Origin of the sequence: Bacillus solimangrovi (assembly GCF_001742425.1) — a bacterium.
GTDB lineage: Bacteria > Bacillota > Bacilli > Bacillales > Bacillaceae_N > Bacillus_AV > Bacillus_AV solimangrovi.
In genome coordinates, this window is record NZ_MJEH01000032.1 from 1 (window position 1) to 14,628 (window position 14,628).

Genomic DNA, 14,628 nt, shown 5'->3' on the forward strand with positions numbered 1-14,628 from the left:
AGAATCTGTTCCCGCTACTGCATGTGCAGCAATGATAACAGTATCATTTTCTTGAATGCTAATTTGACGGTCAGCACCTGTAACAATTTTAGATAAAGCTTTCAATGGTTCACCTTGATGACCACTTGTCAAAATTGCTATCTTCTCATTTGGTAACTTAGAAAGTTCTTCTATCGATACAAAGATATTTTTGGGCGCACGCAAATAACCAAGATTTTGGGCTAATGAGACTGTTTTTTCCATTGATTTACCTGCGATCACAATTTTGCGACGTGTTTGTACAGATGCATCAACTACTTGTTGAATACGATAAAGATTTGTTGAAAAACAAGCAACAAGAACCCTACTCTCTGCATCTGTAAATGCATCTAACAACGCACTTGCTGCAACAGATTCTGATAAACTAAATCCTGGTTTGTCAGCATTTGTACTATCAGAAAGTAGACACAAGACACCTTTTTTTCCAATTTCAGCTAATCTTGCATAATTTGGTCCTTTTAGATCTACTGGTGTTTGATCAAATTTAAAATCACCTGTATAGACGATAGCACCTTGAGGTGTATCAACACATATACCAACAGAATCAGAAATATTGTGAGTTGTACGGAAAAAGCTCACAGTGACATCTTCAAAATTTAGTTTCGTATGTTCATCAACTTGTTTAAGTTTGACACGTTTCGTTACATTCTCTTCTTTCAGCTTATCGATAACAAGTCCTAAAGTTAAACGTGTTCCATATACTGGCGCATCAAGCTTTTGCAACATATATGGTAAAGCACCCATATGGTCTTCGTGACCTTGCGTTAAGAAAATCCCTTTAATACGACGTTGATTTTCAAGCAAATATGTAAAGTCAGGAATAACTTTATCAACTCCGAACATCTCATCTTCTGGAAACTTCATTCCTGCATCTAATACAAAAATATCCGAACCATATTCAAGTACATATAAATCTTTCCCAATTTCACCGAGTCCCCCAAGGGCAAATACTTTAACTTTATCTTCTCTCTCTCTCTTTAACACGTATATTTCCTCCTGTTATTCAGTTTTCAATCCGTACTAAGTCACTTATAGATATTATACCGCAGTGAAGAAAGAGAAAACAAGGTAATTCAAACATGCTTTTACTTGTGATATAAAAAATGTTAACAAATTTTATCATAATTTCTTTGCAAACTATATAAATATGTATGCTATGTGTTACAGGTAATGCTTCATATTCAAATTGAGGCTCCATTAGAACGAACAAAAGTGCTCTTATTAGAACGTGAATTATATTATTTTCATAAAAAAAAGATCAATCCATTAGAGGACTGATCCTTTTTGATTGTGTTGCAAAAGATCCACTAGAAGCGTTCGCTGCTCTTGCGTGATTGAAGTAAGGGGCAGACGGACAGAACCGACATCTAAACCACAAATTTGTAAACTTGTTTTTACTGGTGCTGGGTTAGGAGCGATAAACATCGCTTTCATGATAGGGAGCAGATCTTGATGCAACGTTGCTGCTCTCTCGTTATCTCCTTGTTGGAAGCTTGCGATCATCTCACTCATCTCATTTCCAATCACATGTGAACTAACAGAGATAATACCTCTTCCACCAATCGCTAATATTGGAAGTGTCAAACTATCATCTCCACTATACAAGGTAAAATCAGAAGGTGTTCTTGAGATGATTTCTGTTATCGCATTCAGATCACCACTTGCCTCTTTTACAGCTACGATATTTTCAACTTCTGAAAGTTGAACGATCGTGTCAACTGACATATTTACACATGAACGACCTGGAATATTGTACAACATTACAGGCAACTTAACCGCATCGGCAACTGCTTTAAAATGCTCGTACATACCTTGTTGGCTCGGTTTATTATAATAAGGTACGACGAGCATAATCGCATCTACGCCTACCTCTTCAGCTTTTTTAGAAAGATGGATTGAGGCACGTGTATTGTTTGAACCTGTCCCAGCTACTACTGGTATTCGACCATTCACGACTTTCACCACGTGCTGATACAATGCAATTTTTTCTTCAGTAGATAACGTAGGCGATTCACCTGTCGTACCTGCAACAATTAATGATGTCGTTCCATTTTGTATTAAATATTCGACTAGCTTCGTCGTTTTCGCAAAGTCAATATTTCCTTTATTATCAAATGGTGTGACCATCGCCGTACCAATCGTTCCAAAATCCATTGTTATCCTCTCCTTTCTTTACTCAATGACAGATTAACTGCAACACAAAAAAGTTTCCGTTGCATTAACACTATCACAATTTACATAAAAGTTAATGAAGCGGATGTTCTACAACCTCTATATCTTTTTCCAATTGAAATGCTTGATGGAGAGCATTAACTGCAAGAACCATTTCAACTTCTTTCACAAGCACCCAAATAGTAGTATGTGAATCGGCAGATTGAAGAATCGATACTCCCTCATTTGAAAGTGCATTAACGATCTTTGCAGTTACACCTGGTACACCAGTCATACCCGCACCAACAGCTGATACCTTCGCACAGTCTCGAATGACTTTCGGTTCATAACCTAATCCTTCCAGAATACGTATGGCACGTTCAGTTACAACGTCCATAACTGTATACGTAACTGCACTAGGTGAGATATTAATAAAATCAACACTTATTTCTTCTTGTGCCATTGCCTTAAATACTTCCGCTTGAATATCATAATGGCCATCTTTAGCTTCTACAGTAATTTGTGAAACACCCTTTACATGGGCAATTCCAGTAATCAGTCGCTCATTAACATCTATACCGCGTTTCCCTTTTACGATTGACGTGACAAGTGTTCCAGGAGCTTGCGAATATGTGGAACGAATTCTAAGCGGAATTTTTGCTTGCATAGCAATCTCTACTGCTCGAGGGTGAATGACCTTTGCACCTTGATAGGCAAGATTACAAATCTCATTATACGTAACAACTGATAGAGGGCGTGCATTTTCAACGATTCGAGGATCAGCCGTCATGACACCATCTACATCTGTAAAAATATCTACCCACTCAGCTCCAATTGCTGCACCTAAAGCAGCTGCTGATGTGTCACTACCCCCTCTACCAAGTGTTGTAATATCACCTTTTGGAGAAGCACCTTGAAAACCAGCTACGACTACTACATCATGTATTTTTAATGACTCTAGCAATTCTTCACACTGCATTTCTACAATCTTCGCATTATTAAAATCACTATTCGTTCGAAAGCCTGCCTTGGCACCAGTAAAAGCTGTTGCCTTCACACCTTTTTCTAACAACATATTTGAGAAAACGACTGAAGAAATTGTTTCTCCACATGATAATAGTAAGTCTTGTTCCCGTCTACTAAGATGAGATGGCTCCACGAGACTTAATAAAGTATCGGTAGCATAAGGTGCACCTTTCCGTCCCATTGCAGATACAACCGTTACAACTTTATACCCATCATTAATTGCCCGCTCAATATGCTCACATGCTCGGTGTCTACTTTCTTCATCTTTGACTGATGTTCCGCCAAATTTTTGTACGATAATCTTCATCATGACACCTCTTCAATGTAGATGATTATTTTAAAATATTTAATGCAATAAGGCGTTCAGCAATTTGAACTGAGTTCCAAGCTGCACCCTTTAAAAGATTATCCGATACTACCCACATATGGAATGCATTATCTTTATCTAAGTCTTTACGAATACGACCGACAAACACTTCCTTCTTACCAGCTGACGATAAAGGTGTAGGATATACTTGCTCATTTGGATTATCTTCAAGAACAATTCCAGGTGCATTTTTTAACATATCTTTAATATCTTGTGCTGATTTTCCATTCGTGTCCAATTCAACATAAACAGATTCAGCATGACCAATTTCAATTGGAAGTCGAACACAAGTTGCCGCTACTTCAAGTTCTGGTAGATGCATAATTTTCTTCGTCTCATTAATCATTTTCATTTCTTCAAATGTAAACCCGTTATCTTGGAACAGGTCAATTTGAGGAAGAGCATTAAATGCAATTGGATAGTGCTTCTTATCCGACTTAACAGGAAGTACCTCTGGTGTATATTCTTCCTCATTTAACATTGCTTGTGATTGATCTCTCAATTCATTAATTGCTACAGCTCCAGCACCTGAAACGGCTTGATATGTCGATACAATTACTTTGTTCAAACCTAGTTCTTTACGAAGTGGTTCAAGAGCCGCTACCATTTGAATTGTAGAGCAATTTGGATTTGCAATAATTCCATTATGTTCAAAAAGGTCCGCTTCATTCACTTCTGGAACTACGAGCGGTACCTCAGGATCCATGCGAAATGCACTCGTATTATCAATAACAATTGCCCCACGTTTTACTGCTTCTGGAGCTAATTGCTTTGAAACCGATCCTCCTGCTGAAAATAACGCCAAATCTACACCTTCAAAACTTTCAGGGCTTGCTTCTTGTACTTCAACTACTTCACCTTTGAACGTGAGTTTTTTTCCAGCTGAGCGAGCTGATGATAATAAGCTCAATTTTGAAATTGGGAAATCCCTTTCTTCTAACATGTTTAACATTTGTTGTCCTACTGCTCCTGTTGCACCAACAACAGCAACATGAAATGTTTTTGATTGCATATGTTAAATTTCTCCTTCTCTTTAGCAAGTAATTTTATGTCGAGGGAAAGAGTTTAATATCTTCCCCTCTTTCATAGTTAACGTATATTTTATCACATTCATTTCTGAAAGAAAGGGAAGAATAAGAAATATTGTTCTCTTTACAAAAAACCTTTGAATTTCCTCTATCCACGGTATCTTTCGATTAGCAATGGTTGGAATTGTCTTCCTTCAATTGCAGCTTCAACAGTAGGCATCAATAAATCCATCTGTGCCACAATTGAGTTTGGTTTTTTCTCTGGGTCATCTTGACCAAATGGTATGAAATATATATTTTTCGTTGATAAAAGTCTCATTAAATTTTGTCCATTTAACCCTAGTGCGTCATTGGTCGAAACTCCTAAAACAACAGGGTTCAAGTTTCGTAATGTCGCTTTTGCTGCCATTAATACTGGGGAATCAGTTAATGCATTTGCGAGCTTACTCATTGAATTTCCCGTTAAAGGAGCGATAACCATACAATCTAGCGGTAACTTAGGTCCAAGTGGTTCCGCACTAACGATAGAATCAATCGCTTTATTACAAGTGATCTCTTCGATCTTTTTAATCCAATCTTCCCCAGCTCCGAATCTAGTTGTTGTCGTCTTTACTGTATTAGAGATAACTGGGATGACATCTACACCATCATCTACTAATTTTTGAATTTGAGGTACTACCGCGCTGTATGTGCAATGAGAACCTGTTAAACCAAACCCAATTCGTTTACTCTCTAATGTCATCGTTAATTCCCCTTTCGCTCTAGTTTCAGTTCTTGAAGTAATGAGGAAATAACATTTGCTACAATCTTACCAGCTGTTTTTGGAGCTACTATACCTGGCAATCCTGGTGCAAGCAATGCTTTAATACCTCTTTTTTCAGCATAACGAAAATCAGTTCCACCTGGCTTTGAAGCGAGATCAATAATTAAACCATGTGTAGGCATCTTTGAAATAACTGAGGCTGTTACGATGCGTGCTGGAATCGTATTTAAGATCGTGTCTGCATCAGACGCATATGTTTCAAGATCATCTAAATGAAAAGGTATCAATCCCATTTCGCTAATACGAGCCAAATGTTCAGATCTCCTCGCTCCAACGTATACATTTGCTCCTAACGCATGAAAAGCACGAGCAGTTGACATACCTACACGCCCTAATCCTAGTACAAGAGTCTTAGAGTTATGAATTGTGAAATCAGTATGCTGTATAACCATCATAATTGCACCTTCAACAGTTGGAATAGAATTATAGATCGCCACATCATCTCGCTCAAATAACTGCACTAAATTGCGTTCAGAAGTAATTGTATCTAGATAGACATTACTAATCCCCGAAAAAACTACACAATGCGGTGGTGTCAGCTTTATAAGCTCCTCCGTTAACATAATTTCTTCATTAGAAAATACCGTATCTACTTTTCCTTCATGATTTGTACCAGGAACAGGTAAAATGATACTATCAACTTTTGTAAAATCGATTTCTGACAACTCTTTTTTCACAGCGCCGGTAAAGCCGTGATCCAATTGTTCAAATCCTATAAGATAGATAGACGCATCTAGTTCTGTTAACTTCTTAATTACTTCTAACTGACGAGCATCTCCGCCAATAACGACGATCTGCATACCAGTTAACATCACGCTGTTCACCTTCTTTAACAATAAAGTTTCCTATCGAACCTAACACATCTTATGTCACTTATAGCTAAATGGTGAAAGGAATTAAAGTCCTAATGATTTAAGAAATTGTCTATGTATTGGCTTTTCATTTTTAGAGTTAATGTTATACACTCATCGAAGTTTTATTATGTATATCGACTCAATATAAAAACACCCTCAAATGAGAGTGTTTATTCCTTATCTTCAAAATCAATAATAATCATATCCGTACCTATTTTTTTTATATTTTCCCACTGAATTGTTACTTCTTCACCTTGCTTACGAAATCCGAACCATTTCATAGAAGGAATTAAAACTGAACGTATCATACCCGTATTTTCATCAATTTCAAAGTCTGCATGTCCGAGTACTCCTAGTCGTTCCCCCCTCTTCAAATCAACAATTTCTTTTCCACTCATTTCACTTAACCGCATTACCCTCCACTCCTTTAACCTAAATTGTTTTATTTACAACTCCTGTATTGAATCTTTGTACCATTAGTACAGGTATACGATAAAAAATAAAAAAAATACCTGCAAACGCTATCGCCTGCAAGTATTTTCAATCCTTATGTTAGTTTTGTCGGCAAATGTCCATCTGGACTAATCAACGCTGCTGAATAATTAGCAGAGAAAATTTGTTGTGCCATATTATACACACTTTCTTGCTTGACCGCAGAAATAGATTCTAAAATTTCATCTAATGTTCGGTGTCGCTTTAGCATAAGCTCATTTTTACCGTTACGACTCATACGACTATTTGTACTTTCTAAACTGAGCATTAATCCACCTTTCATCTGTTCTTTGCTATTATGTAATTCTTTCTCCGTAATTCCTTCATTCTTCAAACGCTCTAACGTTTGCTCAATGGTTTCATATAAAACATTAAGTTGATTACTAGCAGTACCTGCGTAAACCGTAAGTAAACCACTATCATGGTGTGAGGAATGGTATGAAAAGACTGAATAAGCCAAACCTCTCTCTTCACGAACGTCTTGGAATAGACGACTACTCATACTTCCACCAAGAATATTATTTAATACAATTAAGCTATATATATCTTGATGACCAATTTGCAAACCTTTAAACCCTAAGCATAAATGAGCCTGTTCAGTATCTTTCTTTTTCGTAACCTTCTCATTAAAGAACGCTGGTGATTCATATGTAGGTTTTGTTCCGGTTGTTTTATACGATCCAAAATATGATTCGACTTCTTTCATGAAATCCTCGCTAACATTTCCTGCAATCGAAACAACAACATTATCCGGTGTATACGCTTGATCGATATATTCACGAAGCATATGACTATTAAAGTTGCTCAACGTCTCTTCTGTACCAAGGATTGGATAGCCCAAAGCATGTTCTCCGTAACTTGCTCTACTTAATAAATCATGAACAATATCATCTGGAGTATCTTCATACATTTTAATTTCTTCTAATACAACGTTCTTTTCTTTTTTTAGCTCTTCTTCATCAAATGTTGAATTAAAGAACATATCAGCTAACACATCAAGTGCGAAACTTGCGTGATCATCCAATACTTTCGCATAAAAACACGTATACTCCTTTGATGTAAACGCATTAACTTGTCCACCGATACTATCAAAGCTCTCAGCTATCTCTTTTGATGAACGTGTTTTTGTCCCTTTAAAAAACATATGTTCTAAGAAATGTGAAATTCCGTTATTTTCTATTGTTTCATTTCTTGATCCCGTACCTACCCAAATTCCGATTGCTACTGAGCGAACAGTTGGAATATTTTCTAGTACGATACGAAGTCCATTTTGACATGTATACTTTTTAATCAATTGATTTCCTCCTAAGGTGCCATATAAGATCGCTTTTTCCCCATCTTTTATCATATCAATCCACACATCAATTGTCATGCCAAATGCTGATAAATTTACCATCATTTTCACTTTAATCACATGCATATTGATGATAGATTCCGTCTTTAAAATATAAAAAGCTAATAAGTTTTTTAACGTTATTTCAAAAACGTAATTAATAGAAATGATAATCGATACTTTGAAAACCACAGCAACATTTATCTGTCACTGTGGATCATTTCAATTCTTTGTTCACTTAATAATGTAGACACTTTTCCAAGTTTATATTCTTTTTTTTCAACCGCTTTAATCATTCCTTCAAGACCTTTAACAGTTGCCTCAGTTGGATGCATTAATACCATTGCACCTGGATGAAGCTTTGATCGAACACGCTCAACCATGTCTGATGGATTTGGATTTCTCCAATCGACCGTATCCACACTCCACAGAACTGTTTTCATCCCTAATTGTGATGCAGCTTCGATAGTTTGTTGATTATAGCTACCACTAGGCGGACCGAACCATTTCGGTTTAATGTCAAGAGTGGCTTGAATGACATCATTTGTTTTCTGAATTTCTTCTATAGCCAATTGCCTTGACAACTTACCCATATCAGGGTGAGAGAATGAATGATTACCAATTTCATGACCTGCCTCAAAAATCATCTCAGCTAGCTCTGAATTATTCTTGACCCAACGACCTTCAAGGAAAAATGTAGCTTGAACATGATTTTCTTTTAATATCTTAAGTATTTCAGGTATATGTTCATTTCCCCAAGCAACATTTACGATGAAACTGACCATCGGTTTTTTATCATTTCCACGATAAATTGGAGAAGCTGGCAAATCATTTAATAGTATTTTTGGCTTTATCGGTTGCATGACGAGTACTTCTTCTTCAAACTTACCCTTTTTTTTCATAATATCATAAGATTTCTCAATATTTACCTTCACACCATCATATCCTGGAATCGCCTTCCAAACTGGATCAATGACAGCATCAATCGGTTTCTCTTCATACCCTTTAGCTTTTTCTACAATCTCTTGATATAAACTATCATTGCTTACAAATGTAGGTGCACTATTTTTTAACTGGACGAGATATCGAGATGAATACGGATTATCTGTAATCCCCCATGTTAATAAGATCAATACTACAAACCCAATGAAATGTATGAGTTGCTTCTTCAATAATCATCCCTCCTACGCTCCATACACCTTATGAAGGAGAAGGACAACTTATGATTAATGAATGTAAAAACCAAAAAGTGTCTGTAAAATTATAGATTAACTAGAGTGTACGATCGATGATGATACAAACAAAAAAAGCTGAAAAGTTTCAGCTTTTTTTGTTTACTTCTTTTCTTGTTGTTCTTTTCGTTCACGTTCTTCACGCAAAATTACTTTACGCGATAAATTAACGCGACCTTGATTATCAACTTCTTTTACTCTCACAAGAATTTCATCACCTATAGATAATGCATCCTCTACTTTAGCAATACGTTCTTCAGCAATTTCTGAAATATGAACTAAGCCATCTTTGCCTTTGAAAATTTCTACAAAAGCACCGAATTTTTCAATTCGTTTCACCTTACCTAAGTATGTTTGGCCTACTTCAACCTCACGAACAAGGTCCTCAATAATTTTCTTTGCATTAGCGTTCATGCTTGAATCAGTCGATGAAATGAAGATTGTTCCATCTTGCTCAATATCGATTTTCACGCCAGTTTCTTCAATAATTTTATTGATTTGTTTTCCACTTGGTCCAATAACATCACGAATCTTATCCGGATTAATAGCCATTGTAAGAATCTTAGGTGCGAATTCACTCAATTCTTCTCGTGGTGTATTAATCGTTTGAATCATATGATCGAGAATTTGCATACGACCTTTTTTAGCTTGAGCAAGTGCTTCCTCAAGAATTTCACGAGATAAGCCCTCAATTTTAATATCCATTTGTAGTGCTGTTACACCAGCTGCTGTACCAGCAACTTTAAAGTCCATATCACCTAAGAAATCTTCCATGCCTTGAATGTCTGTTAATACCGAATAATCATCACCAGACTTCACAAGACCCATTGCAATTCCTGCAACTGGTGCTTTGATTGGTACACCTGCATCCATCATTGCTAATGTACTCGCACAAATACTCGCTTGTGAAGTAGAACCATTCGACTCAAGGACTTCTGAAACAAGGCGAATTGTATAAGGAAAATCTTTCTCAGACGGGATAACTTTTTCAAGTGCACGCTCCCCTAGAGCACCATGACCAATTTCTCGACGACCTGGTCCACGAATCGGTCCTGTTTCTCCGACACTAAACTGAGGGAAATTGTAATGGTGCATAAATCGTTTCGATTCTTCAACACCTAAACCATCTAAGATCTGTACATCACCAAGCGCCCCTAATGTACAAATACTTAGCGCTTGTGTTTGTCCACGAGTAAAAAGACCTGAACCATGTGTACGAGGGAACTTACTAACTTCAGACGAAAGTGGACGAATTTCATCAATTCCACGACCATCTGGACGCACTTTTTCTTTCGTAATCAGACGGCGTACTTCTTCTTTAACCATTTTACTTAGAATGTCTTTAACTTGCTTTAAGACATCATTTTCAACTTCGATTGCTTCATATTCTTCAACTACTCGCTTTTTCACTTCGTTAATAGCATCTTCACGTGCATGTTTTTCTTTAACTTGAATTGCTTCAAGAAGTTCTTTCTCACATTTCTCACGCACTTCTGCTTCTAACTCTTTGTCGAGTTCATACAATTGCACTTCCATCTTCACTGTACCAATTTCTGAAGCAATTTTTTCTTGGAAGATAATAAGTTCTTTAATTGCTTCATGACCAAACATGATTGCTTCTAACATCGTTTCCTCTGGTACTTCATTTGCACCAGCTTCAACCATGTTCACAGCATCCTTCGTTCCTGCCACAGTTAAATGAATATCACTTTGCTCCAGCTGTTCAACTGATGGATTAATAACAAATTCACCATCAATACGTCCTACAATGACTCCAGCAATCGGACCTGCGAACGGAATATCCGAAACAGATAATGCAAGTGATGAGCCAAACATTGCTGCCATCTCACTTGAACAATCTTGGTCCACACTCATAACAATACTGATGACTTGAACTTCATTACGGAAACCATCTGCGAATAATGGTCGAATTGGGCGATCAATTAAACGACTAGCCAGAATCGCTTTTTCACTTGGACGACCTTCACGCTTAATAAACCCGCCAGGAATTTTACCGACAGCATAAAGACGCTCTTCATAATTAACTGTCAGAGGAAAGAAACTTAAATCTTTTGGTTCTTTTGAAGCAGTTGCAGTACTTAATACGGCTGTGTCACCATAACGTACAAGACATGCTCCGTTTGCTTGTTGAGCAAGTTGGCCAATTTCAACCGATAACTCTCTTCCTGCCCATTCCATCGAAAATACGCGTTTTTCATGTTCCATTTGTAGCGTACCCCTCTCATTTATGTATCACATATATTACGTGTCAATTAATATTAACTCTTCCATTGCAAAAAGTAATATAATTTCAAAAGGTTTTTAAAAGAAGAACCTTATTCATACCATTGTAGCATCAGCATAAAATTATACATGAATGTTTAAAAATCCATTAAATATCGAAGAAATCCTAGCTTCAAAGGTAGGTTCACTTTATTTCAGTATTGCCTAATCAACTCAAACTTAACAGGATAGCTTATATATGTAAAACAATTTTTACAAAAAAATAGATTACAAAAAATTTCTTACGGTTTGTTCAAATCATAAACATTTATTTGTAAAAATATGCTAAGTAATTAGTATAAGAAAAAAGCGGGACGAATCCCGCTTTTCTCAATTATCGACGTAAGCCGAGTTTAGTAATTACTTCACGGTAACGAGTAACATCTTTATTACGTAGATACGTAAGAAGATTACGACGTTTACCTACCATTTTTAGAAGACCGCGACGAGAGTGGTGGTCTTTCTTGTGTGTACGTAAATGTTCGTTCAAAGTGTTAATCTGTTCTGTTAGGACAGCAATTTGAACTTCTGGAGAACCTGTATCATTCTCGTGAGTTTTGAACTCATTAATAAGTTCTTGTTTGCGCTCTTGTGTTAAGGCCATCCTATTCACCTCCTAAATAATAATCCCCGATCACTGAGCAAACGTTGGTGACTCGTATTGCCAAGCAATGGTTCTAAATGAATGCCTTTAAGCATACGTTGATTATAATACTATGAATCTGGATAGAATGCAAGTACACCTTACATATTTGCCAGGATTTTTTCTGCTTTTGCTTTATCCTCTTTAATTTGTATGATTAATTCATCTACATTCGTAAACTTTTTTTCTTCACGAATTCTCTGTAACCACTTTACCGTAACTGTCTTCCCATAGATGTCTGCATTAAAATCAAAAACGTGTACTTCTAAAATTGGTTCAACTTTATCATCATGAAATGTCGGCTTATAGCCTAAATTACAGACACCATCAAGCCAAAGTCCATTAACGAGCATTTTAACTGCATATACACCTACAGGAGGCATTAAATACTTATCTGAAGCTTGTACATTTGCAGTTGGAAAACCAATAGTTCTTCCACGTTTATCTCCATCGACAACCAACCCTTGTACTTCATAGTGTCTTCCTAAAAGATCAGGGATTTGATGAACTGCACCTAGATGTATTTTTTCCCGTATAAGTGAAGAGCTAACTTTCTCATCATTATTTGCTACTTTACTGACAACCGTTTGTGTGAAAAATTCACGAGAATGGAAAGGTAAAGTTTCCATCGTTCCTTTTCCTAATCTGCCATACGAAAAGTCAAACCCCGCTACTACATGTTTTACTTTTAAATGAATAATAAATTCATCTACAAATTCTTGAGGAAAAAGTTCAGCGAAACTTTTGTCAAATTGAACAATGTATAATTCATCAATACCTAGCTGCTCAATTTGTCTCACTTTCTCATCTTGCGGAGTAATGTATCTAACATGCTGTGTCTGTTTCCGTAAGATGACAGATGGGTGAGGATAAAATGTCATTACAGCACTCTTTATGCCTCGTTTTTCTGCTTCATGCTTTGCCGTTAGAATAACTTTCTGATGTCCGAGATGAACACCATCAAAAAAACCAAGTGCCATTGCTTTATCTTCAACTTCTTCACCAGCTAGCTGGTGTGGATATGACAGATGGATCACTTTCATACTTTCACCTTCTTTTAACTTGTCTTAACACTTTCAATTCATCACGTTATATTGGCTCTTTGGGATCAAACTTTCAGACTGAAAATCAGCAGAATTTCAATGTAAGAAGCTGAAAGAAATACTATAATTCGTCTACAGAAAAATAGAAAAACCAAACACTGATCGAAATTCCACTGTATCTATTTATCATATCATTAAGCAAACTATTAGCTAACAGTGCAAAAACGATTAAATGACATAGTCAAAAAAACTTTTTAAATACGAAGTACTTTTTCTGGCTTCATTACACCAGGCTTACTTGGATGTGGTTTATAAATTGCAATACATTCATTTACTGTGTTCCACACGCCAAAACGTTCTAGACCTATACATTCTTTTGCTATAGGGAGGACTGCACCATTTTTCACTGCCTTCTCTAGTGTTTCATTAACTGTCAGTTTCGTCAATTTTGAAAGAGGAACTTCCATAGGAATTAAGTTGTAATTGTCCATTTCAATTTTATCAAATGTCACACAGTCTTCAAGTTGAAAACCTCCTGAAGAATGCCTAGTGAGCTTAGACATATGTGCTGGATACCCGAGCGCCTTCCCTATATCTACAGCAAGTGTACGCACATATGTACCTTTACTGCACGTAACACGGATAGAGAAAGTAGTATTCTTATCAGTAACAGGATCATTACTCAACATTGTAATGTCATGAATTGTGACGGTGCGTTCAGGACGTTCTACTGCTATTCCTTGCCTCGCATATTCATATAATTTTTTCCCATTCACCTTAACCGCTGAATACATTGGAGGGATTTGCGTAATATCTCCAATGAAGCTTTTCAATACAGCTTCAATATTTGCCACAGCAATTGTTTCAGCAACTGCTTTACTTTCGATAATATCACCATGTGCATCCTCTGTTTCTGTAGCAGTACCTAGCGTGATTTCAGCTTCATATTCCTTTTCACTTTCAGTAATATATTCAGCAATTTTTGTGGCTCTACCTATACAAAGTGGCAGCACACCATCTACTTCAGGATCAAGAGTTCCTGTATGACCCACTTTTTTTGTTTTTAACAACTTTCTTACTTTAAAAACACAATCATGAGAGGTCATCCCCCTCGGTTTATATAGAGGTAAGATTCCATCCATCTAATCTCTCCAATTCAATATGTACTTCACTCTCTAGTTAAAGTGACGGTCTTCTGCTTACTGAGTTCAATCGACTACAAAGTAACTTGACACCTTATTACTAACTTATAATCTCAAACAGATGGTAGTTGTAACAACATTTCTGTGAATTCTACTTTAATTCAAAAAGAAA

The 14,628-nt window shown here is 36.6% G+C and carries 13 protein-coding genes; all 13 read right to left on the reverse strand.

Features of this window, described 5'->3' with window-relative positions; genetic code table 11:
- A partial coding sequence (locus tag BFG57_RS11545) for a ribonuclease J (RefSeq protein WP_139125132.1) occupies positions 1-1,023 on the reverse strand: 1,023 nt, incomplete at its 3' end.
- 282 nt (positions 1,024-1,305) lie between these two features.
- A complete protein-coding gene (dapA, locus tag BFG57_RS11550; RefSeq protein WP_069717648.1) occupies positions 1,306-2,193 on the reverse strand; it encodes a 4-hydroxy-tetrahydrodipicolinate synthase in 888 nt (295 codons plus the stop codon).
- A gap of 91 nt (positions 2,194-2,284) precedes the next feature.
- Complete coding sequence (dapG, locus tag BFG57_RS11555; RefSeq protein WP_069717649.1) at positions 2,285-3,523, reverse strand: aspartate kinase; 1,239 nt, start codon at positions 3,521-3,523, stop codon at positions 2,285-2,287.
- A gap of 25 nt (positions 3,524-3,548) precedes the next feature.
- Positions 3,549-4,595, reverse strand: coding sequence for an aspartate-semialdehyde dehydrogenase (gene asd, locus BFG57_RS11560; RefSeq protein ID WP_069717650.1), 1,047 nt, complete (start codon positions 4,593-4,595; stop codon positions 3,549-3,551).
- A gap of 164 nt (positions 4,596-4,759) precedes the next feature.
- Positions 4,760-5,353, reverse strand: coding sequence for a dipicolinate synthase subunit B (gene dpaB, locus BFG57_RS11565; RefSeq protein ID WP_069717651.1), 594 nt, complete (start codon positions 5,351-5,353; stop codon positions 4,760-4,762).
- 2 nt (positions 5,354-5,355) lie between these two features.
- On the reverse strand, positions 5,356-6,246 hold the full coding sequence (dpaA, locus tag BFG57_RS11570; protein ID WP_069717652.1) for a dipicolinic acid synthetase subunit A: 891 nt from the start codon (positions 6,244-6,246) through the stop codon (positions 5,356-5,358).
- A gap of 212 nt (positions 6,247-6,458) precedes the next feature.
- On the reverse strand, positions 6,459-6,701 hold the full coding sequence (locus tag BFG57_RS11575) for a YlmC/YmxH family sporulation protein (RefSeq protein ID WP_069717653.1): 243 nt from the start codon (positions 6,699-6,701) through the stop codon (positions 6,459-6,461).
- A gap of 134 nt (positions 6,702-6,835) precedes the next feature.
- Positions 6,836-8,074 carry a M16 family metallopeptidase gene (locus tag BFG57_RS11580; RefSeq protein WP_069717671.1) on the reverse strand — a complete coding sequence of 413 codons (1,239 nt, stop codon included), beginning with the start codon at positions 8,072-8,074 and terminating at the stop codon, positions 6,836-6,838.
- A gap of 239 nt (positions 8,075-8,313) precedes the next feature.
- Positions 8,314-9,285, reverse strand: coding sequence for a polysaccharide deacetylase family protein (locus BFG57_RS11585; protein ID WP_069717654.1), 972 nt, complete (start codon positions 9,283-9,285; stop codon positions 8,314-8,316).
- Between the two features lie 162 nt (positions 9,286-9,447).
- Positions 9,448-11,571 carry a polyribonucleotide nucleotidyltransferase gene (gene pnp, locus BFG57_RS11590; RefSeq protein ID WP_069717655.1) on the reverse strand — a complete coding sequence of 708 codons (2,124 nt, stop codon included), beginning with the start codon at positions 11,569-11,571 and terminating at the stop codon, positions 9,448-9,450.
- Between the two features lie 391 nt (positions 11,572-11,962).
- Positions 11,963-12,232 (reverse strand): 30S ribosomal protein S15, encoded by a 270-nt coding sequence (rpsO, locus tag BFG57_RS11595; RefSeq protein WP_069717656.1) that lies wholly within the window; start codon positions 12,230-12,232, stop codon positions 11,963-11,965.
- A gap of 140 nt (positions 12,233-12,372) precedes the next feature.
- On the reverse strand, positions 12,373-13,314 hold the full coding sequence (ribF, locus tag BFG57_RS11600) for a bifunctional riboflavin kinase/FAD synthetase (protein WP_069717657.1): 942 nt from the start codon (positions 13,312-13,314) through the stop codon (positions 12,373-12,375).
- Between the two features lie 254 nt (positions 13,315-13,568).
- On the reverse strand, positions 13,569-14,456 hold the full coding sequence (gene truB / locus BFG57_RS11605; RefSeq protein WP_069717658.1) for a tRNA pseudouridine(55) synthase TruB: 888 nt from the start codon (positions 14,454-14,456) through the stop codon (positions 13,569-13,571).
- Between the last annotated feature and the right edge of the window lie 172 nt (positions 14,457-14,628).

Excerpts from the sequence above, each read along its gene's own strand:
- dapA (WP_069717648.1), bottom strand. The coding sequence starts at position 2,193 with ATGGATTTTGGAACGATTGGTACGGCGATGGTCACACCATTTGATAAT.
- dapG (WP_069717649.1), bottom strand. The coding sequence starts at position 3,523 with ATGAAGATTATCGTACAAAAATTTGGCGGAACATCAGTCAAAGATGAA.
- asd (WP_069717650.1), bottom strand. The coding sequence starts at position 4,595 with ATGCAATCAAAAACATTTCATGTTGCTGTTGTTGGTGCAACAGGAGCA.
- dpaB (WP_069717651.1), bottom strand. The coding sequence starts at position 5,353 with ATGACATTAGAGAGTAAACGAATTGGGTTTGGTTTAACAGGTTCTCAT.
- dpaA (WP_069717652.1), bottom strand. The coding sequence starts at position 6,246 with ATGTTAACTGGTATGCAGATCGTCGTTATTGGCGGAGATGCTCGTCAG.
- BFG57_RS11575 (WP_069717653.1), bottom strand. The coding sequence starts at position 6,701 with ATGCGGTTAAGTGAAATGAGTGGAAAAGAAATTGTTGATTTGAAGAGG.
- pnp (WP_069717655.1), bottom strand. The coding sequence starts at position 11,571 with ATGGAACATGAAAAACGCGTATTTTCGATGGAATGGGCAGGAAGAGAG.
- rpsO (WP_069717656.1), bottom strand. The coding sequence starts at position 12,232 with ATGGCCTTAACACAAGAGCGCAAACAAGAACTTATTAATGAGTTCAAA.
- ribF (WP_069717657.1), bottom strand. The coding sequence starts at position 13,314 with ATGAAAGTGATCCATCTGTCATATCCACACCAGCTAGCTGGTGAAGAA.
- truB (WP_069717658.1), bottom strand. The coding sequence starts at position 14,456 with ATGGATGGAATCTTACCTCTATATAAACCGAGGGGGATGACCTCTCAT.